The sequence below is a fragment of the uncultured Desulfovibrio sp. genome, assembly GCF_910584445.1.
GTDB lineage: Bacteria > Desulfobacterota > Desulfovibrionia > Desulfovibrionales > Desulfovibrionaceae > Desulfovibrio.
Genome location: NZ_CAJUBO010000027.1, coordinates 1 through 23,131, shown reverse-complemented (window position 1 = coordinate 23,131; position 23,131 = coordinate 1). Strand labels below are relative to the sequence as shown.

Below are 23,131 nucleotides of genomic sequence, written 5' to 3'. Positions count from 1 at the left end.
ACCCGGACCCCAGCGCCCGATCTTTCCACGTTTCCATGGCTGCCGCGCCCGGTCCCCGGTGTGCGGCAGCTTCCCTTGCGGGACCGCCTGCCGCGCCTCTCTGCGCCGCGCGGCATTCCGGCATTCCGGGGTCCGCGCCCCGGCGCGCCGCGCCCGCTTCCCGTCCCCCCCCCTCTTCGTTTCAGCCACCGGGAACGGTTTGGTGAGGAAAGTAGCCAAGGAACCGCTGATTTATTCTGCGAATACATCAGCTCCATGCCCAAAGAGGCAAAAGCCTCTTTGGGAAAGGCACGCCAAGTCGTTCATTTAACGGAAAAAGTAAATTTTTCCTCTTCACGACTCGCGGGCGGTCTTGCGGAGCAAGACCGCAGGAAACGCTTTAATCAGCGTTTCCCCAAACCGCTCTGGCGGCAGCGTCAGCCGCGTCCGCGCGTTGCCGGGGAGAGGGGCGCGCCCCTGCCGGGCAATATTCATACACCTGGATAATATTTATGCAGCCGGACTGTGCAGCTGTATAAAAACCATACTCTTCGCCGTCCCTCCCCGGCGGAACATGGGGGAGAGCCTAGGAAAAATCTTTATATCATCATTGGTTATGGAAAAAATCATCTCTTGGCACGCCGGTTGCTATAAGAGAGGCAAGCGCGCACCGGAACGGGGCGCGAGAAAATGGAAGAGAGAGTGAAAGAAACCTGGGATCCACCAGCGGCCATCGCGCCGGGATGCCAGTACACATATATCGCGGATGCCGGAGCTTCGGCCCGCATCCCCCCAAAACCCTTTTTCTCCGCCACCGGCGGTCAACATATAGGCAGATCAGCGAGGCGCACATGAAGCAAATTTCCGTGACGTTCTGAACCCCCATCAGGAACGCCGCGATTTCCCCCCCAAACCCTCCTCCTTTGACAGAACCCTGAAACCCATCGGAACATCCTCCCTCTCAGCGGCCACCGGATCCCCCCCGGTGGCCGCCCCTCTTTGGCGCGTCCGCCGGGAAGGTCCCGCCCGGCACCCGCAGCCGCAGCCACGGCCCGCGGACATAGCGCACAGCTTCAGGCCCGATGCCCAGACCGGCCCAGCGCGGTCCCAATTCTCCGGCATGGCCCCAGAAATGCCCCTGACACCCGGCCGGGACTTCCAGCAGCACCCGGCGGCCGGGTCCGCGCATTCCTTCAATGCCGCGCAGCAGCTCCCGCACCGCGAGCGCCAGGGCGCGGCCCAGGACGCGCGCGCCCAGGGCCGGATGCCACGGCCCGGCGAGCAGCACCCGCGCCAGTTCCGCCCCCGGCGCCAGCCCCATACGCAGCACCACCGCGCCCCCCCGGCGGGCCAGCAGCCAGGCGCGCGCCAGGGTCTCCAGCGTTTCCTCCAGTTCCCAGGGTTCATAAAGTCCGGCGCGCCAGAGCGCGGCAAGGCCGGTATGCTCCAGCACAAGGCACGGATAGAAGCGCAAGGCCCGCGCCCCCAGCTCCACGGCCATGCCCACGTCGTGGAGGAACTGCGCCCGGCCCACGCCCGGCATGCCCGGCAGCAGCTGCACGCCCAGCTCCAGGCCCGAGTCCGCCACCAGCGCGCAGGCCCGCTGCGCCCGCGTCCGCCCGTAGCCACGGCGCGCCAGGGCAAGCGCCGTTGCGGAAAAGCTCTGCACCCCCAGCTCCACCGTGGCGCACCCCGCACGGGCAAGCCGCTCGAGAACGGCCGCATCGACGGCATCGGGCCTGGTGGAACAGCGAAACGACGGAATGAGTCCATCGCCGCGCGCCCGGGCGGCAAAGGCCAGGCAACGGTCCAGCGCCTCCCGGGGCAGGGCGGTGAACGTGCCACCGTAAAAGGCAAGTTCGGCCGGGGCGAGTCCCCTGGCCGCTCGCCGTTCGAGTGTGGCGCGCGCGGCGGCGAGCAGGGCGGCCATGTCCGCGCCGGTCGGCGCCCGCCGCCCGGTCTGCGCCTCCTGAGCGCAAAACAGGCAGCGCCGGGGGCAGCCGAGAAAGGGAAGAAAGACAGGCACGATGGCGCGGCGCGGCGCGGCGCCGGGCCAGGGCACTGCCACGGAGAACGGGGAGCGGGAGCCTGTGCCGCGGGCCGCCCCCGGCAGTGCGGGCCGAAACTCTGGGGAAGATCTCATGCGCGGGCACCCCGGGCTGACAACGGAAACCGCCGGGCACATGCGCGGGCCGCGCAACCGCAGGGCAAAGGCGGGAGCGGAACCCGGTTTTCAGGCCGCCGCCGGCGCCGGCAGCCAGGGGTGCCCGCAAGAAAGCGCTTGCCCCTTGCGGGCATTGCGCGTAGCTTTATACAACATCTCCTGTTTCAGCCCAAGAGGGCCGGAGCAGGAGGTTCCCGCGCCGGACGATATGTTTTTCGGCGCAAGCGTCATTTTCCGCAAGGCGGGAAGTGGCTTCTACAAAAGATCCCCGCCCGTGGGAAGCGGCATGCCGGCCCGGGAAACGGGCGCCCCGGCGCATGCCGCGCGGCGGAATGTGGAGAGCCTGCCATGAAAAAAACACTCACGAAAGCGGATATCGTCGAGGCCATCTATGAGGAGACCGACAAAAACCGCGTCGATGTGAAACAGGTGGTGGAAAAGCTGCTGGAGATCATGAAAGGCGCCATCAAGAAGGACCGTTCCCTTCTGATCAGCGGCTTCGGCAAATTCGAATGCTACGAAAAGGCGTCGCGCAAGGGACGCAATCCCCAGACGGACGAGACCATCACCCTGCCTCCGCGCAAGGTCATGGTCTTCCGCCTTTCCCGCAAGTTCCGCTCGGAACTCAATGCCTGAACTCCACAGGGCCGCGCGCGGCTATTCCCCGGCGCGGCCCTGTCCTCTTCATCCTTTCGGGCGCATGCCCTCAGGCCACCACATCGAGTTTGCCGCCAATGCCCTCGGCGGCGAGTCCCTGGCTGCGGGCAAGCGTCTGCTGCATTTCCGCGCCCTTTTCCAGCGAGCCGTTGATGAGGTTCGCGCTCATGCTGGCCTGAAAATCCATGGCTTCCCTGGTCACGGCCACACTCATGCCCATCTGCACGTCATCCATGACACCCTCCCGCCGCCCGCCGGCGGCGCTTTTCATTGGTATTCGTCCTCTTTTCGGCGCAGCGGCGAAGAACTTTAGAGCGTTTTCGCAAGGAAATTGCGTAAACGCTCTGGCGGCTGCGGGAGCAGACGCCCGCGCCGAATGGCGGTAGCCGTTGCCGCTTCAGCGGCTTACGGATAGCGACAGCGGTTGCGTTGACTGCCTGTTGCGTTAACCAGTTGCTGTCTTCAGCCGTAGCTTCCTGCGTCGCAACGGCTGAAGCAGCGTCCAGACCGCGTTCTGGACGCGAAATGGCAGGCGACGCCGCGATTGAAAATAGATATTTTCAATCGCAAAATACTCTAGGGTCTGGAGCCATGAAACTCCGTTATGGTTTTTTCAGCGAGGGAAAGAGGTTTTTCCGCTGACCGCCCGCAACGCCTGCCGCGACAGTTGCGGGGCGCGGCCGCCCCGTGTACACAAGGGAAAAAAAGGAGACCCTGTCATACGTTCGCGTTGTATGCCAGGGCCAAAAAGGATGCTCCCATGTCTCTTTCCCCAAGCGACACCGCCATGCCCATGCTGGACGAGGTGGTGGAACGCCTCTGCCGCCCCGAATCCCTGGACGCGGTCTGGCACCGCCAGGCCCACGGCGCGGCCATGCCCTCCCTGGAGGCCCTGCGAGAAATCATGGGCCGGCTCAGGGCCGCCATCTTTCCCGGCTATTTCGGTCCCGTGCGCGTGCGCCGCGAGTCCATGCGCTATCATCTCGCCGCCAATCTCGACAGCATCCTCCGCAAGCTGGGCGAGCAGATCGTCAGCGGACTCTGCTTCGACTGCGCGGACGGCGAGGACGACCCCCTGGCCGGTCCCTGCGGCCGCTGCGAGGAGCGGGGCATCGCCGCCGCCAGGGCCTTCATGGAGCGCCTGCCCGAGATCCGGCGGCTGCTGGCGGGCGACGCCACCGCCGCCTACGAGGGCGACCCCGCGGCGCGCAGCCCCGGCGAGACCATCTTCTGCTACCCCTCGCTGACCGCCATGTTCCACCACCGCGTGGCCCATGAGCTTCAGCGGCTCCAGGTGCCGCTCATCCCGCGTATCATCGCGGAGATGGCGCATTCCGCCACCGGCATCGACATCCACCCCGGGGCCGCCATCGGCGAGGAGTTCTTCATCGATCACGGCACGGGCGTGGTCATCGGCGAGACCTGCGTCATCGGGCGCGGCTGCCGCATCTATCAGGGCGTGACCCTGGGGGCGCTCTCCTTTCCCAAAAACCCGGACGGCACCCTGACCAAGGGCATCCCGCGCCACCCCGTCCTGCGCGACAACGTCACCGTCTATGCCGGGGCCACCATCCTCGGCCGGGTGATCATCGGCGAGGGCGCGGTCATCGGCGGCAATGTCTGGATCACCGAGGACGTGCCCGCCGGGGCGCGCATCTCCCAGGAGAAAACGGGGCGGCGGAACACCGGCGGCCGACGGGCGGACGCGCCGGCGGAGGGGACGGGCAGCGGCGGAGGGACGCGGTGAGCGGCCGAACGGGACGGACACGGGCCGGACGCGCCTTCGCGGGCGCAGTGGCCGCGCTGCTGTGCTGTGCCCTGCTCACGGCCTGCGCCGGGCAGCGCCTGGAGGTGAAGCCGCGCGGCCAGACGGTCTTCAGCGTGGGCGCGGGCGGCCGCTGAGGCGGGAAGCATGGAAGGACGCCGCCTGTGTATCCGGCGGGAGACGTCGGAGGATGTCGCCGACGTCCATGCGCTCGTGCGCGCGGCCTTTGCCGCCGCGGAGCACAGCGACGGGACCGAGCAGGACCTTGTGGCGGCCTTGCGCCGGAGCGGGGCGTTCCTCCCCGCCCTCTCCCTGGTGGCCGTCGTGGACGGCCGCCTCGCGGGCCATGTCCTGTTCACCCGGGCGCATGTGGGGCGGTCCCCGGTGCTTGCGCTGGCGCCCCTCGCCGTCCTGCCGGCATACCGCAGGCAGGGCGTCGGCAGCGCCCTGGTGCGGGAAGGGCACCGCATCGGCCGCGGCCTGGGCTATGCCTATGCCCTCGTGCTCGGCGATGCGCGCTATTACCGCCGCTTCGGCTACGAAAACGCCCGCCGGCTGGGCATCGAGGCGCCGCCGGGCCTTCCCGCGGCCTGTTTCCTTGCGGCGCGGCTGGCGGAAGACGCCCGGCCCGTCAGGGGCATGGCCGTCTATGCCGGAGAATTCGGGCTGTGACGTCGCGCCCCCGGCGGCATCTCAGCGCTGCCCGCGCGTCTGGTGATAGACCGCGGGCACCATGTACATGAGGCTCATCTGGCTGTGGGTGGGCGCGTACTGGGTGGCGACCACGGTGGTGCCGAGGTTCCAGAGGCGCGAATCCTCGCCTTCTCCGGCCGAGGGCGGCCCGAAACGGCCCTCCACCATGTCGAGGATGGCCTGGGCGCGCGCCCTGTCCGGCGCGGGATAATCGATTTTGAGGAACGCCAGGGGCGCATCCGCGCCGCGCCCGTAGCAGACGGCCATTTCCGTGGCGCCGGGCACCACGCGGGCGGCGTCGTAACTGTCGCAGATCCTGCCGTCGTCCTCGCTCCGGGCGACGGCCCCGGCCTTTTTCAGGGCGGCGCGCATGCCCGCGCGCGTGGCCGCGTCGAGCTTTTGCCCGAACAGCACGGCGGCCGGACGCCCTTTCCCGGCCATGAGCCGAAGCTCCTCCACGGCTTCGGGCAGCCCCTCCATGGCCGCCGCATAGAGCAGCAGGACGGCCCGCTGCGGATCGGCTGTCACGCCGCGCCCCACACGGTAGAAATGGCCGAGACGCCCGAGCGCCTCGCGCTGGCGCTGTGACGCTGCCCGGCTGTACCAGGCCGCGGCCGCCGCGTCGTCCCTGGGCACGCCGCGCCCGTGTTCATACAAAAAGCCGAGATTATACTGCGCCTCGGGCTGGCCCTTGCGCGCGGCCAGGTCGAACCAGCGCGCCGCTTCGGCGGGGTTGGACTCCATGCCGCGCCCCTGTTCGAGCATGCGGCCGTAATTGCTCATCCCCGAGGCATTGCCCGCCTCGGCGGCCTTGGCGAACCAGTGCAGGGCGCGCCCGGCGTCCGGCTCCACGCCCTGGCCCTGATCATAGAGGACGCCAAGATTGTTCATGGCCTGCCCGTCGCCCTCCGCCGCCAGGCGTTCCCAGATGCCGCGGGCCGTTGCCACGTCTCCGGCGGCAAACGCCCGGGCCGCATCCCCGGCCGGTCCCTGGGGCCAGATCCGCGCCGGGCCGGGAGCGGGCGCCGGCTCCTGCCCGGTCGCGTCCGTCCCGGAAACGGCGGCCGCAGCAGCCGGAGAGGCCGAAGCCCCCGGGCCGGGCGCCCCCGGGACCCGCGTTCCGGCGGAAGGACGCGCCACCGGGCGCCTGTCCTTGGCAAGCGCCGCCTTTTCGTTCCCGGCGGCCTGCTTCTGCACGGCCGCGTCCGCCTGCGGGGCGGACGCGCTCCCGACAGCCAGCAGGACGGCCAGCAGGACGCCACGGCAGACGGCGCCGCAAAAACCCGCAGGAAATGGCGCGGTCCCCGTTTGTATGCTCGAAGGGCAGTGAGTCATGGCCGGTCTTCCCCGCCGCCGCGGGTCCCCCGCCCGGGGCAGCCAAAGCGCATGAAATCCGTTTCCGGAAGAGTGGTCACGCGGCTGTCCGGCACCAGAACGTGCCCCGGCCAGTCGCGGATGACGGCGTCGATCCTCTCCATATCCACAAAGGCGAGCAGCGCGGGCCAGCGGTCGGCCATGCGCCGGAGGATGCGCGCATAGGTTACTTCACCGCCGTGAAAGCCGTCAATGAATTCACAGTCGTCCGAAGCGAGGGCGCGCGGGTCCGTGCAGTCGAGCGCGTCAATGCCCCGCGCCGCGAGCGCCTCCCGCAGGCGGAAGAGATGCGGCCAGGCCTCGGGCGTCCGGCGCATGGCGTCCAGCACCCGGCCGGAGAGCGGCGCGATGAAGACGAAGGTCTGGACGCCCCGCGAGCGCAGCCGGCACCAGATCTCGGCCAGGGCGTCCAGATGCTCTTCGCTCGGCCCCTCCTGCCCCGGCCGCGCCCTGAAAAACGCCCTGGAACCCTGCGCCACCTGGGCGAGGGTGTCGCGGAACTGGAAGTCCAGCGGCGGCTTTTGCCCGGTGACTTCCGCCGTGGCATACCACGAGCCGTCAGGCCCGAAGCCGTCATCCGTCTGCTGGGCCATGATGCCGAAACGGTCCTCCCGGAAGCCGGACCCGGCCAGGCCGAGCAGCGGCGCGGCCAGCTCGCGGAGCGAGATCTTGCCTTCCAGCAGCCATTGCCACGGTTTTTTCAGGCTGGCGAAGCCATAGTTGTAGGAACCGGCGGTGGGGGGCACCTCCTGGAACGGCTCCGCCTCCCACTGGGGCAGAAACCACCAGAAATCCAGCCCCAGAATGACCGCCCGGGGCCTGTGCAGGCGCAGCATGGCGTCCACGGTGGAGCGCAGCACCGCCAGATTGCCCGCCACGCCGCCCATGTTGCAAAACGGCCTGCGGAACCAGGCCCCCCTAAACTGCATGACGCGCGAGGAGCCGACAGCGGCGATGTCCGGCCTGAGGGCGGCGTAGAGTTGCAGCTTGTAGTCCACAAAATCCTGTGACACGCCCGAGCCGAACAGGGCGAACCTGCCGGAGGCCTGGGCGGCCACGGCGCGCTCCACCGCCGCGTCGCCGCTGGCGTGGAGCCACCAGGCGGCATAGGGCGCCAGAAGCAGCAGCCCCGCCAGCCCCAGGAGCAGCAGCGTGAGGAAGTAACGGCGCAGCCAGGCGGCCGCCGCGTCAGACGGCGTGGGCCGAGCTTCCGGGTCAGGGGGCAGGGATGCGCGCATGATTTTCCGCCTAGAACTGAAAATAGAGAAAGACCGTTTCCCGCGAGGCCAGCACCAGAGAAACAAAGGTCAGCACGGCCAGGCCCGTGGCCCAGGCGGCGCTTGGCCGCCACCGCAGGCGCGTCCGGGCGCCCTCCCCGCCGTACAGCAGTTCCCGGCTGTTGGGACAGCACCAGACGATGACCGCGCAGACGGCGAGCAGGGCGAACGGCAGCCAGCCGGCGAAAAAGCGGTTGGGCAGGAGCGCGGCCATGAGGCTGTCCGGCGCGGAGGGGTCGAGCCGCGCCAGAAAGCCCGCAAGCCCGGCCCCGGCGTCCGGCGCGGGAAGCGGCGGCCAGACCGCAGGCCCGGCGCCGAACATGGCCGCGTACATGGTGAGCGCGGCGTCGGGGCTGGCGGCGCGAAAGACCACCCAGCACAGGTCGATGCACACAAACGTGAGGGCGATGCACAGAATCCGCGCGGGCGCGCGCGTCAGCGCCCGTTCCAGGCGCGTTCCGCGCACGCGCGCGCGGAAGAAGTGGTTGACGGAAAGCATGAGTCCGTGCAGGGCGCCCCACAGGAGGAAGGTCCAGCCCGCCCCGTGCCAGGCGCCGCCGATGAGCATGGTGAGAAAGAGATTGCCGTACTGGCGCACGCGTCCGCGCCGGTTGCCGCCCAGGGGGATATAGAGGAAATCGCGCAGCCAGGCGCCGAGGGTGATATGCCAGCGCCGCCAGAACTCCACCACGCCCGTGGCCTTGTACGGCGAGGCGAAATTCTCCGGCAGGCGCAGCCCGAACATGAGGCCCAGGCCCAGGGCCATGTCCGTATAGCCGGAAAAATCGAAATACAGCTGGAAGGTATAGGCCAGCGAACCGAGCCATGCCTCCAGCGGGGACGGCGCGATGCCCGCGCCGGCCGCGTTGAAGACCGCGTCCGCGTAGGCGCCGATGCTGTCCGCCAGCAGGACTTTCTTGCCCAGACCCAGGGCCAGGAGGGCAAAGCCCCGGGCCAGATCTTCGGCGCCGCTCCCGGCAAGCGCGTCCAGCTGCCGGCCCATCTGCCCGTAGCGGACGATAGGCCCGGAAATGACCCAGAAAAAGCAGGAAGTGAACAGCGCGTGCCGCGCCAGTCCCTCCGGGACGACCTCGCGGCGATAGACGCCCGCGAGCCACGCGATCTGGATGAAGGTGTAGAACGAGATGCCCAGCGGCAGGCCGGGCGGCGTGAAGGCCCAGTGCGCGCCGCACAGCCGGGCCGCGCTCTCCACGAGGAAGCCCGAATACTTGAACCAGAGCAGGGGCGCGAGGTTGCACGCCACGGCCGCGGCGAGCAGCCCCCCGCGGGAACGCCGTCGCGCCGCCCCAACGCCCCCGGACGGCGTCTCAGGCGCTGCCAGGGCGGTGCCGAAGGCGTGGTTCATGACGATCATGCCCAGGAGCAGGACAAGGAACTCCAGCCCCCAGAAACCATAGAACGCCAGCGAGAGGAGCAGGAGCACGCGCTCCAGCGCCCGGGCGGGCCGTTCCGCCATGCGCGCGGTGACCTGCCACGCCAGGAGGGCGAGCGGCAAAAAGCAGAAAAGAAAGGCATAGGAGCTGAACAGCATGGCAGTTCCGCCTGTGCGTCAAAGCGGCGTCCGGGGTCCGGGGCGCCGCCCTCCTTCCCCGGCGCTGCGGCTTCAGGGGCGTTGCGCGCCCAGAGGGAAGAAATCCTCCGCCGCCACGCGGAAAATGATGCCCGATCCCGGCTCCGCAAGGCAGGGCGCGGAGCGCACGGCCGCAAAAATGGCCGGCGCCGCGTCATTGGCCGCGAGCACCAGGAGGACTTCCTTTTCCGGCACGATGGTGATGCCGAAAAAGCCGGCATCTTCTTCCGTGCCTGTGCCGCGCGCCTTGAGGATGGTGCCGCCCCCGGCCCCGGCGGCGCGCGCGGCGGCCATGAGGTCATCCGCGTAGCCCGCGTTGACGATGGCGAAGATGAGCTGATGCCCTGTGCTGTGCTTCATGGCCTCTCCCTGGGGGCGGGCGTCCGCCGCCGGCGCGGGCGCCAGGGCCTGCCGGACGTTGCGGACAACAGCGGTGACGTCAAGAACGAAGCCGATACCCGTGCTCTTGCGGCAGATCTCCGGCGAGGCGCGCAACGCGCCGATGATGCCCGGCATGTCCCCTTCCGGCGCGAGGACGAACACGAGTTCCTTTTCCGTGTCCGCCAGGCAGAGCAGTTGCAGCAGGCGGTTCCCCACCGCGCCGCGCCCGGTGAGGATGCTGCCGCCGAGCGCGCCGGCCCGCCGGGCCACTCGCGCCACCCGGTCGCCCGCGCCGTGGCGCACCACGATGACGAGGAGCTTGCCGCCGACCGGCGCCATGGGTTCATTCCGCATGCGTGCCCTCCCCGGCCGCCGGGACCGTTACCGCCGGGCGGCCGGAAGCCGCGGGCCGCCGCAACGCGCGTCCGTAAAGGATGCCGAGCGCCTGGATGGCGATGAGCGGCGTCATGGCGATGAGCGCAATGACGCCGAAGGCATCGGTGATGGGATCACCGCCCAGGCCGCCGGAAGCGCCCAGGGTAAAGGCCAGGATGAAGGTCGAGGCCATGGGGCCGGAAGCCACGCCCCCCGAATCGAAGGCAATGGCCGTGAACATGGGCGGGCACACGAAGGTGAGGCCGAGCGCCAGGGCATAGCCGGGCAGGAGAAAGAACCAGAGGCTCAGCCCCCCGGCCACGCGGAACATGGCAAGCCCCACGGCGCAGGCCACCCCGATGCAGAGCGTGACGAGGATGACCCGGCTGCGGATGCTGCCGCCCGAGACCTCTTCCACCTGGGCCGTCAGCACCCAGACCGCCGGCTCGGCCAAAACGGCCAGGGCGCCGAGCGCCACGCCCGTGACCACCAGCAGCCACGCGGGATGCGAAACCGCGATGAGCCTGCCCAGAGCGCCCCCGGCGGGGATGAAGCCGCCCTTGACGCCCACGAAAAAGCAGACAAGGCCAAGAAAGGTATAGACCAGCCCCATGGCGACGCGCAGAAGACGAACGCGCGTCATCCGCCTGAGCAGAAAAAGACGGAACACGGCGAACAGGCCCACCAGCGGGGCCAGGGCCATGCCCACCTCGGCCGCCGTTTCCGGCACCAGGGCGAGAAAATGCCCCAAGAGGCCGCCCGCCGGCGCCCCGGCAACGGCCTGCGCCGTGCCCCCGCCGCCCGTGTGCAGCATGCCGAGCAGGAGGATGGAGAGCACCGGCCCGATGGAGGCGAGTCCGATGAGTCCGAAACTGTCGTCCCGGCCGTCTCCGCCGCGCACCGCCGCCACGCCCACGCCCAGGGCCATGATGAACGGCACGGTCATGGGTCCTGTGGTGGCGCCCCCGGCGTCAAAGGCCACGCCGAGAAAGGACGGAGAGGTGAATGCCGCGCAGGCGAAAACGAGGCCGTAAAAACCAAGGAGCAGCAGGCGCAGGGAAATCTGGAAAACGATGCGCCCCAGCGCCACGGCCACGAACATGCCCACGCCCACGGCGATCATGCCCACGAGGACGAGATGGGAGATGCCCGGGTCCACCGCCGAGACCTGCTGGGCGAGCACATGGACGTCCGGCTCGGCCACGGTGATGAAAAAGCCGATGACGAAGCCCGCGCCCAACAGCAGGGGCAGGCTGCGCCGCGCGGTGAGGGCCGAACCCGCGCGCTGCCCCACGGGCACCACGCCGATCTCCGCGCCGAGAAGAAAGACCGCGAGTCCGCAGATGAGGAGGGCGCCCCCGGCGAGAAAACGCCCCAGCTCCGCGCCGAGGGGCGCGGCCGTGAAATGGAGCAGCCAGACCACGCCCATGACGGGAATGACCGATGTTGCCGCTTCTTTCAGTTTTTCCAGCAGGATCACGCGCGCTCCTCACCGTCCCCGGGGGGCCTTTTCCTCCTTGATGTGTAGGAAATAGCGGGCGCAAGGTCAAGACGGCCGGCCGCCGGCTTGCCATTCGCCGGGCAAGGGGGCATACTTCCGCAGCTCTCCGCTCCGTTGCGGAAATTTTCCTTCCAGTAAAGGACGCTCATGAAGCCCATCCCCCTTCAGCGACGGACCCGCGGCAAAAAACCGCTCTGGCGCGAATACGCCGAAGCCCTCGCCGTGGCCCTGGTCCTGGCCCTGGTCATCCGCACCTTTGTGGTCCAGGCCTTCAAGATCCCCTCGGAATCCATGCTCGAGACCCTCCTGGTGGGCGATCACCTGCTGGCGAGCAAGTTCGCCTACGGCATCAGGATCCCCTTCACGGACACCTATCTCTACAAGGGCGACGAACCGGCGCGCGGCGACATCATCATCTTCCGCTATCCCAACGACCCGAGCGTGGACTACATCAAACGCATCATCGGCGTGCCCGGCGATGTCATCGAGGTGCGCGACAAGCAGCTCTACCGCAACGGCCAGCCCGTCAGGGAGAGCTATATCCGCCATACCGACCCCACGGGGCGCGAACCCCTGCGCGACAACTACGCGCCGGTCACGGTGCCGCCGGGCAAGTACTTCGTCATGGGCGACAACCGCGACAACTCGCTGGACTCGCGCTTCTGGGGCTTTGTGGACAAGAGCGCCATCAAGGCCAAGGCCTGGCGCATCTACTGGTCCTGGGGCGGTCTTGACGACATCCGCTGGTCGCGCATCGGCAGGAAGATCCTCTAGGCCGGCGGCCGCATGATCGTCCGGCTCCTCAGCGGCGGCCTCTCCGGGGTGGACGCCTACCCCGTGGAAGTGGAGGTGGACTACTCCCGCCAGGGCCTGCCCGGCTTCAGCCTGGTGGGCCTGCCGGAAACCGAGGTGCGCGAATCGCGCGACCGCGTCTTTGCCGCGCTCCGGGCCGCAGGCTTCCGGCTCGCGCCGGGCCGCATCACCGTCAATCTGGCCCCTGCCGGGCAGCGCAAGTCCGGCGCGGGCTACGACCTCCCCCTGGCCCTCGGGCTGCTGGCCGCCGCCGGGCTTGTGCCGCCGGAACGCGCCCAGCGCCATGTCATCACCGGCGAGCTTTCCCTTTCCGGCGGACTCAGGCCGGTGCGCGGCGTTTTGCCCCTGGCGCTGCTGGCCCGCGAACAGCGCGGCGCCGGACGCGTGGACGGTCTTGTGGTGCCGCCGGCCAATGCCGCCGAGGCCGCCGTGGTGGCGGGGCTGCCCGTGTTCGCGCCCGAAAGCCTCGCCGCGTGCGCGGCCTTTCTCGCCGGCGAGGCTCCGCTCACGGAGGCGCGCGCAGGACCCGCCCCCGCCGACAGTCCGCCCCCGGCCGCCGACGCGCCGGACTTCGCCGACGTCAAGGGACAGGAGGCGGCCAAGCGCGCCCTGGAGATCGCCGCCGCCGGCGGCCACAATATCCTGCTGGCGGGTCCTCCGGGCAGCGGCAAGACCATGCTCGCCCGGCGCCTGCCCGGCATCCTGCCGCCGCTCTCCTTCGAGGAGGCGCTGGACGTCACGCGCATCCGCAGCGTGGCGGGCCTGCTGCCGCCCGGGGCGGGCCTTGCGCGCGAGCGCCCCTTTCGCGCGCCGCACCATACGGTCTCGGACGTGGCCCTGGTGGGCGGCGGCCGCACGCCGCGCCCCGGCGAGGTGAGCCTGGCCCACAGGGGCGTCCTCTTTCTCGACGAACTGCCGGAATTTCCGCGCGCCGCGCTGGAGGCGCTGCGCCAGCCGCTGGAAGACGGCATGGTCACCGTCTCGCGCGCGGCGGGCAGCGTGACCTATCCGGCGGCCTTCATGCTGGCGGCGGCCATGAACCCCTGCCCCTGCGGCCACCATGGCGACCCCGGCCAGCCCTGCACCTGCCGCCCGGACGAAGTGGCCCGGTACCGGCGCAGGCTCTCCGGTCCGCTGCTGGACCGCATCGACCTCCATGTGGACGCGCCCCGGGTGAGTTATGCCGAGTTCCGGCCCGGGGGCGCCGCCGCGCCGGAACGCTGGAGCACGGCCGCCATGCGCGGGCGCGTGCTCGCGGCGCGGGAGATGCAGGACCGCCGCACTCTCCCCCCGGACGCGGAGCGCCCGGCCGCGGGAACAGGCCGGGCGGTGGCGCCCCGCACCAATGCCGCGCTTTCCGGGCGCGAGCTTGAGCGGCACTGCGCCCTGGACAGGGCGGGCCACGCCCTCATGGAAGCGGCCATGGGCCGTCTCGGCCTTTCGGCGCGCGCCTGCACGCGCATCCTGCGGGTGGCCCGCACCATCGCCGACCTGGACGAGTCCGCGGCCATCGGCGAGGCCCACCTTGCCGAAGCCATCGGCCTGCGCCTTCTGGACAGGGGACCCGGCCGCAGGGGATGATCCCCGGCGCATCGTCCGGCTGGTCCCTCCGCCACGCGGGGACGCTTGCACACCGCCGTTTTTTCACGTAATCGCTTGTGCTGGAGGGCATCCCGGCGGCACCCGGAGGGGAAACGCCGCCCGTCCTCCCCGCGCGCGGCGCCGGAAGCCCCGGCATGACGCGGCCCTGCGTCCGCGTCCCGCTTTTCGCCGGCAAAATCCCGTTCTAAGGACAGGAGCATGAATACCCAGCCCAAGAGCAAGCATATCCCCCGCGCCACCATCCAGCGCCTCGCCATCTATGTGCAGGTGCTGGAAAACCTCGCCCGCGACGGCGTGGAGGTGGTGTCCTCCAATCCCCTGGCCGAGGCCTGCGGCGTCAACGGCTCGCAGGTCCGCAAGGATCTCGCGTACTTCGGCGAATTCGGCGTGCGCGGCGTGGGCTACCGCGTGGACGCGCTCATCGCGGCCATCAAGAACGCTCTGGGCGTCAACCGGGAATGGCGCATGGCTCTGGTGGGCGCGGGCAATCTCGGCCGCGCCCTGCTCAATCACGGTGATTTCCGCGCGCGCGGCTTCCTCATCGTGGGGATCTTCGACTGCGATCCGTTCAAGATCGGCGAGATCATGCACGGGCTGGAGGTGCGCTGCACCGAGGATCTGCCCGCCCTGGCGGCGCACCTGAACATCGAGATGGGGATCATCACCACCCCGCCGGAACGCGCCCAGCGCGCGGCCAACCACATCATCGACGCGGGCATCTCCTCCATCCTCAACTACGCGCCGGCCCGCATCCGGGTCCCCGACCATGTGCATGTGGAATATGTGGACTTTTTCCACCATCTCTACGCCCTGGCCTTTGAACAGACGCAAGGGGGCCACGGCTTGTGAGCCTCGGGTCCGCGCCCCGGCCATGGGCCGGCCTGGCGGACGCGTTCGCCTTTCTGAGCCGCCTTGCCCTCCCCGGCCGCACGGGCGACCTCGGCCGGGCGCTGGCCTGGTTCGCGCCCGTGGGATTCATGCTCGGCGCCGTATGGACCCTCGCGGCCGTGGGAGCCGCCCATATGGCGGCCACAGCTCCCGCGGCGCCGGGCTTCTGGGCGCAGGGCATGCTCGCGGGCTGGGTCTGGCTTCTGCTCTCTGTCTGGACGACCTGCGGACTGCACTGGGACGGCCTTGCCGACCTGGGGGACGCGGAGGGCAGCGGCGCCAGGGGCGACCGCTTCCGCCGGATACTGCGTGACAGCCGCCTGGGCGCGTTCGGCGCGTTGCGCCTGCTTCTGGTTTTCGGCGGCCAGTGGCTCGCCGCGGCCTGGCACGGCGCCCTGATCTTCGACGCCCTGCGCGCCTCATGGCCTCTGGCGCAGGCGCTGCCCCTTGCGCTTGCGCCCGCCTGGGGCCGGGGCGTGGCGGTCCTGCTGGCCCACGCCGTTCCGGCCAGGGACGCCGCATCCCTCGGCGGCATGGCCTGCTCGGGGGCGTCACCGCGCCTGCGCGCGGGCTACGCCCTCGCCGCAGCGGGGACCGCCGGGCTGCTCGTCCTGCTGGGCCTGCCGCTGTGGCGGGCGCTGCTCCTGCTGGCGGTCCAGGCTTTCCTGCTGCGCCGCGTGGCGGCCCTAGCCCGGCGCGAGGGCGGCCTGTCCGGAGATTTTTTCGGCGCGGCCATCGAGGAGGGCACCCTCTGCTTTTTGCTGCTGACGCTGTAACGCCGCTTCGGCGGCGTCCCGAAGGCCCTGGTATCCAATGCGGTTGAGATATATTCCCTACCGCGCACCCCAAGGAGACGCCCCATGCCCATCACCCCGCAGGATTTCCATGCCCTTGTCGAGTCCGCCCGCTCCTGCCGCCGCTTTGTGGAGGACAGGCCCCTGTCCATGGCCGATCTGGACTGGCTCGTGGACTGCGCGCGCCTTGCGCCCTCGGCCCGCAACGCGCAGGTGCTGCGCTTCCTTCTGGTGACGCGGGGTCCGGTCTGCGACGAGCTTTTCCGCCTCACGCGCTGGGCCGGCGCCCTCAAGGACTGGGGCGGCCCGCACCCCGGCGAACGGCCCACGGCCTTCATCGCCGTGCTGGCGCCCGAGAAGGGCGGCGAACTGGTCGCCTATGACGCGGGCATCGCCTGCCAGACCATCCAGCTGGCCGCCACCACCAGGGGCTGGGGCTGCTGCGTCATCTATTCCGTGGACCGCGCGGCCGCCGCGCCGCTGCTCAAGGTGCCGGAGGGCATGAAGCTCTCCCTGGTGCTCGGCCTTGGCGTGGCGAAGGAGGAACGCGTCATCGCGCCCGTGCCCGAAAGCGGCAGCCTCAACTACTGGCGCGACGAACGCGGCGTCCACCATGTGCCCAAGCTCGGGCTTGGGGAGCTGACGGCGGGCCGCTTCGGCGCGTGAGCCACGGCGCGGCGCCGCAAAAAGACTTTGAGGATGCCGAACTTTCTGGTATCCTCGCCGCGTTGCGGCAAGGGCCGGTCCAGGACTCCTTCCACCTCCTACAGCAAGGCGGAGCTATGACGGCAACCAACGGAGCAGACGGCAACGGACTCAAATACGGACGCGTCCTGCTCAAGCTCAGCGGCGAGGCGCTGGCCGGCGAGCACAAGACCGGCATCGACCCGGAAACCGTGGCCGCCGTCTGCCGCGAGATCGGCTCCGTCCTCGACATGGGCGTGGAAATGGCGCTCGTCATCGGCGGGGGCAACATCTTCCGCGGCCTGTCCGGCTCGGCCAAGGGCATGGAACGCTCCTCGGCCGACTACATGGGCATGCTCGCCACAGTGCTCAACGCGCTGGCGGTCCAGGACATGCTGGAGAAGCAGGGCTATCCCACGCGCGTGCTTTCGGCCATCAACATGAAGGAAGTCTGCGAGCCGTTCATCCGCCGCCGCGCCCTGCGCCACATGGAGAAAGGCCGCGTGGTCATCTGCGCCGGCGGCACGGGCAACCCGTATTTCACCACCGACACCACGGCGGCCCTGCGCGGCATGGAACTCAAGTGCGACGCCATCATCAAGGCCACCAAGGTGGACGGCATCTACGACAAGGACCCGGCCACCAACGCCGACGCCGTGAAATTCGACCACATCAGCTACGATGACACGCTGCGCCGCCGTCTGGGCGTCATGGACGCCACGGCCTTTGCCCTCGTGCGCGACAATCACCTGCCCATCATCGTCTGCCGCATGTTCGGGGGCGACATCCGCCGCGCCGTCCGGGGCGAGCCGGTGGGCACCATCGTCCGCGAGGAATGACGCCCGCGCCGGAGCATACACGGGTCATCAAGCCGGGGTCCGCCCCGCGAGGTACACACATGGATATCGACACCACCCTGCTGGACGCCGAGGACCGCATGGAAAAAGCGGTCGCCTCCCTTGAGCGCGATTTCGCCAAGCTGCGTACCGGGCGCGCCTCCACCGCCCTGGTGGACGGCATCAAGGCCGACTATTACGGCACGCCCACGCCCATCAGCCAGATGGCCTCGGTGGCCGTGCCCGACAGCCGCACCCTGACCATCCAGCCCTGGGACAAGGGCGGCATGGCCGCTGTGGAAAAGGCGATCCTCAAGTCCGATCTGGGCCTCACGCCGGTCAATGACGGCAAGATCATCCGCATCTCCATCCCGCCGCTCACCGAAGAACGCCGCAAGGAACTCGTGAAGGTGGCGCGCAAGTATGGCGAGGAGGCCAAGGTGGCCGTGCGCAACGTGCGCCGCGACGCCAATGACAGCCTCAAAAAGGCGGAAAAGGACAAGGAGATCACCGAGGATGCGCTCAAGCGCGCCACGGACGATGTGCAGAAGCTCACCGACCGTTTCGTGGGCGAGGTGGACAGCCGCTGCCAGGCCAAGGAAAAGGAAATCATGGACATCTGACGCCGGCGCGGCGGGACACGGCATGACGCAAGCACAGGGCGGCGCGGGCAGGCTCCCCGCGCATATCGCCATCATCATGGACGGCAACGGCCGCTGGGCGCAGGCGCGCGGCCTGCCGCGCACGGCAGGGCACCGGGCCGGGGCGGACGCGGTGCGCGCGGTGGTGCGCGAATGCCGCCGTCTCGGCATTCCGCATCTCACGCTCTACGCGTTCTCCAGCGAGAACTGGAACCGCCCCAAAACGGAGATCAGCGCCCTGTTCGGCCTTTTGCTGGAATTTCTCGGCGCGGAAGTGCCGCACATGGAAGAGCAGGGCATCCGCCTCCGGGTCCTCGGCGACCTGGACGGCCTGCCGCTGGCCCAGCGCGGCGCCCTGCGCCACGCCATGGCCCGCACCGCCGCCTGCGCGGACATGACCCTCAACCTCGCCCTCAATTACGGCGGCCGCGCCGAGATCGTGCGCGCGGCCCGGGCGCTGGCGGCCGAGGGCCTTTCGCCGGAGTCCATCACCGAAGAGGCGCTGGCGGCCCGTCTTGACACGGCGGGCCAGCCGGACCCGGACCTGCTCATCCGCACGAGCGGCGAACTGCGCCTGAGCAATTTTCTGCTGTATCAATGCGCGTACAGCGAGCTTCATTTCACGCCGGTCCTCTGGCCCGATTTCGGACCTGCGGAACTCGCCGCCGCGCTGGAAGACTACGCCGGGCGCTCGCGCCGCTTCGGCAAAACCCGGGAGCAGGCCGATGGCTGTTGACCATGCCGCGGATATCCGCCGAACCATCACCGGCGTGATCCTTGCGGCCGGGCTTCTTGTTGTGCTCTGGTGCCGGGGCTGGCCCCTTCTGGGGGTCATCCTCCTCGTGGCGGCGCTGGGGCTGTGGGAATTCTACTCCCTGTTCTGGGGGCCGCGCGGCCGCATCCCGAGCCGCCTCTGCGCCATCGGCCTTGGCTGGGCCATGCTCCTGCTCACCTGGATGCGCCGCCCGCAGGACGCCCTGGTCTGCCTGGGCGCGGGCTTTGTGCTGGCGGCCCTGAGCTTCCTTTTCCGCTGGGACGTCATCGAGGAGGAGAACGCCTTTTCCTCCAGCGGCATCTTCATGGCCGGGCTTGCCTATGTGCCGCTCCTGCTCCTGCCCGCGACCTACCTTTCCACGACCAAGCTCATCTTCGTGCTCGCGGCGGTGGCCGCGTCGGACACGGCCGCCTATTTCATCGGCACGCGCTTCGGGCATCACAAGCTCTGGCCGCGCGTAAGCCCCAACAAGAGTTCCGAGGGCGCGGTGGGCAGCCTCGCGGCCTGCGTGCTGTTCTGCGCCATCTACGGCGAGATCTTCGGACAGGCGGGCTGGCTGGCCTTCGCCCTGCTCGGCGTGGCGGTCAACGCCTTTGCCCAGCTCGGCGACCTCTTTGAGTCCGCCCTCAAACGCTCGGTGCATGTCAAGGATTCCGGTTCGCTGCTGCCGGGGCACGGCGGCGTTCTCGACCGGGCGGACAGCTTTCTTTTCGCCATGCCCATGGTGGCGGTGGTGGACCAATGGTTTTCCTTCTTCTGATCCCCCGTTCCGACGGCGCGCCTGACCCCCTCGACGGGCGGTGCGGCTGATGGCGGCACTCTGGCCCGGCCGTGGCGGCCCGGCGGTGGGGTATATTTCCGCGCCGCCGCCGGGAGCGCTTGCGGACCCTCTGCCCCGCCGCGTGGCCCTGCTCGGCGCCACCGGCTCCATCGGGCGCAACGCGCTCGCCGTGGTGGAGGCGTCGGCAGGGCGCCTTCAGGTGACGGGCCTGGCCTGCGCGCGCAATGTGGAACGCCTCGCCCGGCAGGCCCTGCGCCACCGCCCGCCGGTCCTGGCCGTCCTTGACGACGCGGCCGCCGCGGCCCTGCGCCCGCTCCTGCCCGCCGGCTATGCCCCCGAGATCCTCACGGGCCGGGAAGGCTACGCCCGGCTTGCCGCCCTTTCCGGGGCGCACGCCGTGCTCTCGGCCCAGGTGGGGGCCGCCGGACTCACGGGCACCCTGGCCGCCGCGCTGGCGGGCAAGATAGTCTGCCTTGCCAACAAGGAATCCCTGGTGCTGGCCGGGGGCCTGCTCCGCGCCATCTGCGCGGCCACGGGCGCCGCCATCCTGCCCGTGGATTCCGAGCATAACGCGCTCTTCCAGTGCCTTGCCGGGCGCGGGCAGGAGGCCGAAACGCTGGTGCTCACGGCTTCCGGCGGCCCGTTCCGGGGCCGGAGCGCCGCGGAGCTGCGCCAGGTGACGCCCGAGGCCGCGCTGGCCCATCCCAACTGGCGCATGGGCGCCAAGATCAGCATCGACTCGGCCACCATGATGAACAAGGGCCTGGAACTCATCGAGGCCGTCCACCTCTACGGCGTGGCGCCGGAACGCGTCCGCATCCTCGTCCACCCGCAGTCCGTGGTGCATTCCCTGGCCGCATTCGCCGATGGCTCCATTCTCGCCCAGATGGGCGCGCCGGACATGCGCCTGGCTATCGGCCACTGCCTCCACTGGCCGCGCTGCCGGCCCTCGGGCGCGCCGACCCTGGATCTCGCCGCGGTGGGCAGCCTCACCTTCGAGGAGCCGGACCCCGTGGCCTTTCCCTGCCTGCGCCTTGCGCGGGAAGCCCTGGCGGCGGACAGGGCCGCACCCGGCGCGTCGGGCTTCGGGCCGGCCTGCGTGGCGCTCAACGCGGCCAATGAAGCGGCCGTGGAACTGTTTCTCAACGGCGGCTGCGGTTTCACGGATATTCCCGACCTGGTGGAGGCGGCCCTGGCCGCGCTCCCCCAGCTGCCGGAAGCGGCCGGCGCCGCGACGGACCCCGGCCCTTCCCTCCCCGACGGCCTCCCGGGCGGACCCCTGGACGAGGCCCGCGCCGCGCGGCTCGCCCTGGAACTCGCCGGACGCGTGGACGCCCTTGACGGGACCTGCCGCGCCCTGGTGCGCCGCCGCGCCGCCCATCCCCAGGAGCCAACGTGCTGACGACCATTCTTGCGGTGATCATTGTCCTCGGCGGCCTGATTTTCTTTCACGAACTCGGGCACTTCGCCGTGGCCCGCGCCCTGGGCATGGGCGTGTCCACCTTTTCCCTCGGCTTCGGTCCCAAGATCCTCACGCGTAAGGTCGGCAAGACCGAATACGCGCTTTCCCTTGTCCCCCTGGGCGGCTATGTGGCCCTGGTGGGCGAAAGTGACGAGGCGGACATTCCCGAGGGCTTCACCCCGGCGGAGAGCTTCGCCCGGCGGCCCGCCTGGCAGCGGCTCCTGGTGGTCGCGGCCGGCCCGGCGGCCAATATCCTGCTCGCGTGGCTGCTCTGCTGGGCCTTGGCCTTCGGCTGGGGCGTGCCCGTGCTCCAACCGGTGGTGGGCGCGGTCACTGCCGAAAGCCCGGCGGCCCGCGCCGGGCTGCTCCCCGGCGACCGCATCCTCAGCATCGACGGCGCTTCCATGGAAAGCTGGGATGCCATGTCCGCCGCCATTGCCGCCAGCGACGGGCGCCCCCTGCGCCTGGAGGTGCTGCGGCCCGCGCCGCCCGAGGCGGCTTCCGCCGGGGCGCATCCCACGCGCGACGCGGCGGGCGCGGGGCATGTCATCTCCCTTGAACTGACCGCGGAGCGGGCCACCCGCACGACCATCTTCGGCGAGGAAGAGACCGCCTGGCTCATCGGCGTGCGCGCGGGCAACAGCGTGAGCGCCGAACCGCAGGGCTTCTGGCGCGCGGCGCTGGCCGGCGCCGACCAGACATGGAACATGGTCTCGCTCACCTGGCAGAGCTTCGTCAAGCTGGCCCAGCGCGTGGTGCCTCTGGACCAGGTGGGCGGTCCCATCATGATCGCCCAGATGGTGGGCGAGCAGGCGCATCAGGGCCTTTCCGGGCTTCTGGCGCTCACCGCGCTCATCAGCGTCAACCTGGGCATCCTCAATCTTTTGCCCGTGCCGGTGCTCGACGGCGGGCAGATCGTCTTCTGCCTCATCGAGATCCTTTTCCGCCGCCCCGTGCCTCCAAGGGCGCAGGAAATCGCCACGCGCGCGGGGCTTTTCCTGCTCATCGCCCTCATGCTCCTGGCGACGTTCAACGATATCTGGCGGATCTTCCAATGATGGCGCGGACGGCGGAACGGACATGGTCCACAGGGCCGGAGCTTGTTCTCAACGCCGCCGAGGGCGCGCTCCAGATCCTGATCACGGAAAACGGGCGCCGGCGCTGTTTTGAGGAGTGGCGCGAGCCAAACCGCGCCACCGAACTGCTCGCCCCCGCGCTGGAGCAGATGTGCGCGGCCCTGGGCATGGCGCCCTCGGCCTTTCGCCGCATCGCCTGCGTCTCCGGCCCGGGCGCGTTCACGGGCATCCGCCTCGTCCTCGCCACGGCGGCGGCCCTGCGCCGCGCCGGACACGCGCAGCTTGCCGGGCTGGACTACCTCCAGGCGCTCGCCACCAGCGCAGTCATGCGCCGTGCGCTGCTCTATCCGGCGCCGGTCGTGGTCATCACCCACGCTCGGCGCGACCTTGTCCACTATCGGCCCTTTTGCTCCTATGGCCCGCAGATCCCGGCGCAGCCGCTGGGACCCGTGCGCCTCCTCCCTCCGGCGGAAGCCCTGCGGCTCATGAGCGAACGGCCCTGCCATGTCTGCGGCAGCGGACTCGGCCGCAACGGCCGCCTCTTCGAGCCTGAAGCCACGGGCATGGGTCCTCCGGGCGCGCCGGATGCCGTGGTCATGCCCGAACTCGTGGACCCGGACGCGGAGGCCCTGGCCCTGCTGGCCCGGCATGGCGACTACTTTCCGCGCGACATCGAGCCGACCTACGTCCGGCCGTGCGACGCCACGGAGAATCTGCCCGAGCTTGCGGCCCGGCAGGGCATGGACGGCGCGAGCGCCGTCCGGGAGCTGAGGGAGCTGCTCGCCCGCGCCCCGGAAAGCCGGGACTAGTGTCTACTTGCAAAAGTAGACACTACAAAACCCGTAAGGGTTTTGCGACGGCATAGCCGGGTTCATTCACGAAAAACCACGCTTTTTCGCGAACGATCCTGCAAAAATTCTTCGCAGAATTTTTGCAATTAGGGTCTGGACTCATTAAATTACGTTATGTTTTTTTCAGCGAGGCAAAGAGGTTTTTCCGCTGGCCGCCCGAAGCGGAGCGAA

22 protein-coding genes and 1 pseudogene are annotated in these 23,131 nt (G+C 69.7%); 16 read left to right on the top strand and 7 right to left on the bottom strand.

The annotated features are described in order from the left end of the window. Positions 1-940 precede the first annotated feature (940 nt). A complete protein-coding gene (locus tag QZ294_RS10590; RefSeq protein WP_297050558.1) occupies positions 941-2,122 on the bottom strand; it encodes a radical SAM protein in 1,182 nt (393 codons plus the stop codon). 369 nt (positions 2,123-2,491) lie between these two features. On the opposite strand from QZ294_RS10590, the gene QZ294_RS10585 reads away from it, so the two are divergent. After that, complete coding sequence (locus tag QZ294_RS10585) at positions 2,492-2,779, top strand: integration host factor subunit alpha (protein ID WP_297050553.1); 288 nt, start codon at positions 2,492-2,494, stop codon at positions 2,777-2,779. A 70-nt stretch (positions 2,780-2,849) separates the two neighbouring features. Here QZ294_RS10585 and QZ294_RS10580 read toward each other — a convergent pair whose 3' ends face one another. Continuing rightward, positions 2,850-3,035: a hypothetical protein gene (locus tag QZ294_RS10580; protein ID WP_297050543.1), complete on the bottom strand. Its 186-nt coding sequence runs from the start codon at positions 3,033-3,035 to the stop codon at positions 2,850-2,852. A 525-nt stretch (positions 3,036-3,560) separates the two neighbouring features. Between QZ294_RS10580 and QZ294_RS10575 the strand changes: the two genes are divergently transcribed. Genes QZ294_RS10575 through QZ294_RS10565 form a run of 3 tightly spaced genes read left to right on the top strand, consistent with a single transcriptional unit; the run spans position 3,561 to position 5,237 of the window. Then, entirely contained in the window at positions 3,561-4,547 is a 987-nt protein-coding gene (locus QZ294_RS10575; protein WP_297050536.1) for a serine acetyltransferase, read from the top strand. After that, a complete protein-coding gene (locus tag QZ294_RS10570) occupies positions 4,544-4,702 on the top strand; it encodes a hypothetical protein (RefSeq protein ID WP_297050529.1) in 159 nt (52 codons plus the stop codon). Before QZ294_RS10575 ends, QZ294_RS10570 begins: the two co-directional genes overlap by 4 nt. A 10-nt stretch (positions 4,703-4,712) precedes the next feature. After that, positions 4,713-5,237, top strand: coding sequence for a GNAT family N-acetyltransferase (locus QZ294_RS10565; RefSeq protein WP_297050521.1), 525 nt, complete (start codon positions 4,713-4,715; stop codon positions 5,235-5,237). 21 nt (positions 5,238-5,258) lie between these two features. Here the strand turns inward: QZ294_RS10565 and QZ294_RS10560 are convergent, their stop codons facing one another. From QZ294_RS10560 to QZ294_RS10540, 5 genes are all read right to left on the bottom strand, one after another. Continuing rightward, a complete protein-coding gene (locus QZ294_RS10560) occupies positions 5,259-6,593 on the bottom strand; it encodes a tetratricopeptide repeat protein (RefSeq protein WP_297050516.1) in 1,335 nt (444 codons plus the stop codon). Further along, a complete protein-coding gene (locus QZ294_RS10555; RefSeq protein ID WP_297050512.1) occupies positions 6,590-7,870 on the bottom strand; it encodes a hypothetical protein in 1,281 nt (426 codons plus the stop codon). Before QZ294_RS10555 ends, QZ294_RS10560 begins: the two co-directional genes overlap by 4 nt. Before the next feature lie 10 nt (positions 7,871-7,880). Further along, positions 7,881-9,461 (bottom strand): MBOAT family O-acyltransferase, encoded by a 1,581-nt coding sequence (locus QZ294_RS10550; RefSeq protein WP_297050508.1) that lies wholly within the window; start codon positions 9,459-9,461, stop codon positions 7,881-7,883. Between the two features lie 72 nt (positions 9,462-9,533). Continuing rightward, the gene (locus tag QZ294_RS10545) at positions 9,534-10,235 is read right to left on the bottom strand and encodes a P-II family nitrogen regulator (RefSeq protein ID WP_297050499.1); all 702 of its coding nucleotides are present in this window, start codon (positions 10,233-10,235) and stop codon (positions 9,534-9,536) included. Next, positions 10,225-11,736 (bottom strand): DUF1538 domain-containing protein, encoded by a 1,512-nt coding sequence (locus QZ294_RS10540; protein WP_297050487.1) that lies wholly within the window; start codon positions 11,734-11,736, stop codon positions 10,225-10,227. The genes QZ294_RS10545 and QZ294_RS10540 overlap by 11 nt, the downstream gene beginning before the upstream one ends. Before the next feature lie 168 nt (positions 11,737-11,904). Between QZ294_RS10540 and lepB the strand changes: the two genes are divergently transcribed. The 12 genes and pseudogenes from lepB (at position 11,905) to tsaB (ending at position 22,918) form a co-directional block, all read left to right on the top strand. After that, positions 11,905-12,531, top strand: a complete 627-nt coding sequence (gene lepB, locus QZ294_RS10535) for a signal peptidase I (RefSeq protein ID WP_297050479.1) — start codon at positions 11,905-11,907, stop codon at positions 12,529-12,531. Positions 12,532-12,543: 12 nt separating this feature from the next. Next, positions 12,544-14,151 (top strand): YifB family Mg chelatase-like AAA ATPase, encoded by a 1,608-nt coding sequence (locus QZ294_RS10530; RefSeq protein ID WP_297050468.1) that lies wholly within the window; start codon positions 12,544-12,546, stop codon positions 14,149-14,151. A gap of 213 nt (positions 14,152-14,364) precedes the next feature. After that, positions 14,365-15,021, top strand: a pseudogene (locus tag QZ294_RS10525) (redox-sensing transcriptional repressor Rex); the annotation flags it as partial. Continuing rightward, positions 15,018-15,836, top strand: a complete 819-nt coding sequence (locus QZ294_RS10520; protein WP_297050459.1) for an adenosylcobinamide-GDP ribazoletransferase — start codon at positions 15,018-15,020, stop codon at positions 15,834-15,836. The pseudogene QZ294_RS10525 and the gene QZ294_RS10520, both read left to right, overlap by 4 nt. 84 nt (positions 15,837-15,920) lie before the next feature. After that, on the top strand, positions 15,921-16,520 hold the full coding sequence (locus QZ294_RS10515) for a nitroreductase family protein (protein ID WP_297050448.1): 600 nt from the start codon (positions 15,921-15,923) through the stop codon (positions 16,518-16,520). Positions 16,521-16,636: 116 nt separating this feature from the next. Further along, positions 16,637-17,377, top strand: coding sequence for a UMP kinase (gene pyrH / locus QZ294_RS10510; RefSeq protein ID WP_297050442.1), 741 nt, complete (start codon positions 16,637-16,639; stop codon positions 17,375-17,377). A 59-nt stretch (positions 17,378-17,436) separates the two neighbouring features. Further along, positions 17,437-17,997, top strand: coding sequence for a ribosome recycling factor (frr, locus tag QZ294_RS10505; RefSeq protein WP_297050414.1), 561 nt, complete (start codon positions 17,437-17,439; stop codon positions 17,995-17,997). A gap of 22 nt (positions 17,998-18,019) precedes the next feature. Next, positions 18,020-18,751, top strand: coding sequence for an isoprenyl transferase (locus tag QZ294_RS10500; RefSeq protein WP_297050410.1), 732 nt, complete (start codon positions 18,020-18,022; stop codon positions 18,749-18,751). Beyond that, entirely contained in the window at positions 18,741-19,550 is an 810-nt protein-coding gene (locus QZ294_RS10495; protein ID WP_297050405.1) for a phosphatidate cytidylyltransferase, read from the top strand. The genes QZ294_RS10500 and QZ294_RS10495 overlap by 11 nt, the downstream gene beginning before the upstream one ends. Before the next feature lie 49 nt (positions 19,551-19,599). Next, positions 19,600-20,973, top strand: a complete 1,374-nt coding sequence (dxr, locus tag QZ294_RS10490) for a 1-deoxy-D-xylulose-5-phosphate reductoisomerase (RefSeq protein WP_297050391.1) — start codon at positions 19,600-19,602, stop codon at positions 20,971-20,973. Continuing rightward, on the top strand, positions 20,967-22,091 hold the full coding sequence (rseP, locus tag QZ294_RS10485) for an RIP metalloprotease RseP (protein ID WP_297050388.1): 1,125 nt from the start codon (positions 20,967-20,969) through the stop codon (positions 22,089-22,091). Before dxr ends, rseP begins: the two co-directional genes overlap by 7 nt. Then, a complete protein-coding gene (tsaB, locus tag QZ294_RS10480; RefSeq protein WP_297050382.1) occupies positions 22,088-22,918 on the top strand; it encodes a tRNA (adenosine(37)-N6)-threonylcarbamoyltransferase complex dimerization subunit type 1 TsaB in 831 nt (276 codons plus the stop codon). The genes rseP and tsaB overlap by 4 nt, the downstream gene beginning before the upstream one ends. Positions 22,919-23,131: the final 213 nt, after the last annotated feature.